At 38.0% G+C, this 1,727-nt stretch carries 2 protein-coding genes; both read right to left on the reverse strand.

Features of this window, described 5'->3' with window-relative positions; translation table 11 throughout:
* On the reverse strand, positions 1–776 hold a 776-nt coding region (locus ACY65O_RS14865; RefSeq protein WP_462221645.1), incomplete at its 3' end, for a DUF4249 family protein.
* A gap of 146 nt (positions 777–922) precedes the next feature.
* Positions 923–1,727, reverse strand: an 805-nt coding sequence (locus ACY65O_RS14870) for a sigma-70 family RNA polymerase sigma factor (RefSeq protein ID WP_462221646.1), incomplete at its 5' end; no start/stop codon positions are given.

Consider the following 1,727-nt stretch of genomic DNA (forward strand, 5'->3'; position numbering starts at 1 on the left):
TTGCCAATGCTTTGTTGAGAAAACTCCCATGTATTCCAAAAAGTGTAAGTAGCTTTATCAATATTGCACAATTTTACGGTAACTGTATCACCTTTTCTAAAAAAATTACTGTCCGATGATATTCTGTTATTTCTGTCAATACCGGGTTCTACCTGTATTTCATAAGTAGTACCATCAATTACAGCATCATCAAAAACAGAAGTTTCTCCCGGTAAAAAATTACCCCGGTTCTTTTTTATAAAATAACGGATGTAATTCCCTAACCCCGGCGGGTCGGTAGTTCGGGTAACTAAAACTCTTTTATTGGTATCAGGATTTTGCGGTGCCCTTTTAAACCATAACGAATCCGGGACTTTTGTTAACAGTGGAATGTTGGTTGAAGCAGCATATTCTTTACCATCTGCTTTTATAACTAATGAATATTTTTTATTAAACTGTCCTAAAAATGCTGTAGCAAGATTGCCAGAATCAATGCTGTAATAATAAGCGGCATACCCACCACCCAAAGGAATGGTATATTCTTTCAACTTATGTGTAAGCGTACCGTTGGAAATAGTAACATCTGCATTATGCACAAACGAACTGGCTAAAATTTGTGGGCTTATAGTGCTGAAATAATCAAAGCTTTTAGTAAGCACAACACTGGGTGCAACATCGTTCTCTATCTGTGCGTCCACCACTAAAACATCATCTGCGTTTTTTAAATTAAAATCAATATTTTTTTCGCAGGATGAAAGAAAAAATATTGTAAAGAAAAGTAGAAAGACATTTTTCATATCATTACAAAATTACAACTACAAAACTTTATTTAAATGATTATTGTGTTAATCTTAATAAACAAAATTGCCGGCAAAATAGTTCAAACAAAAATCCTCCTGCTTTTGGCAGAAGGATTTTTTTTGAATAACCCATCAAAATATTATTAACCTAAATAGGCTTTTAATGCGCCGCTGTAACGGGCTTTTTGCAAACGTTTAATAGCTCTTTCCTTAATCTGGCGAATGCGCTCTTTGGTTAAGTCATACTTTTGACCAATCTGCTCAATGGTTACACCATTTTCTCCATCCAAACCAAAGTAAGCATTTACGATCTCTGCTTCCCGTGGACTTAATGATTTTAATACCCTGCGTATTTCATTTTTCAATGAATCATGCATTACATCCTCATCAGTTTCATCACCACCTTTCAGTAAATCACCCATGGCTACATCTTCTGCTTCATGCACGGGTGCATCAAGGGAAGTATGACGGGTGTTGCTTTGGAAGATGTTGTTTATCTCCGTTTCACTCATCTCCAGTAATTCTGCTAATTCTTCGGTTGAAGGCTCACGCTCATGTTCCTGTTCAAAAGCCATGTAGGCTTTGTTAGCCTTGTTGTAAGTGCCAATTTTGTTTTGTGGCAAGCGGACTAATCTGCCCTGCTCTGCCAACGCCTGCAGTATAGATTGGCGAATCCACCACACAGCGTAAGAAATAAATTTGAAACCTTTTGTTTCGTCAAAGCGTTGTGCCGCTTTGATTAAGCCGAGGTTGCCCTCGTTAATTAAATCGCTGAGAGAAAGGCCCTGGTGCTGGTACTGCTTAGCTACAGATACCACAAAACGAAGGTTGGCCTGCACCAATTTGTCCAATGCCCGTTGATCCCCCATTTTGATCTTTTGGGCCAGAATGGTCTCCTCTTCAGGAGTGATCATCGAAATTTTGGAAATTTCCTGCAAATATTTCTCA

This window comes from Ferruginibacter sp. (genome assembly GCF_031430955.1).
In the GTDB taxonomy this organism is placed as follows: Bacteria; Bacteroidota; Bacteroidia; order Chitinophagales; family Chitinophagaceae; genus Ferruginibacter.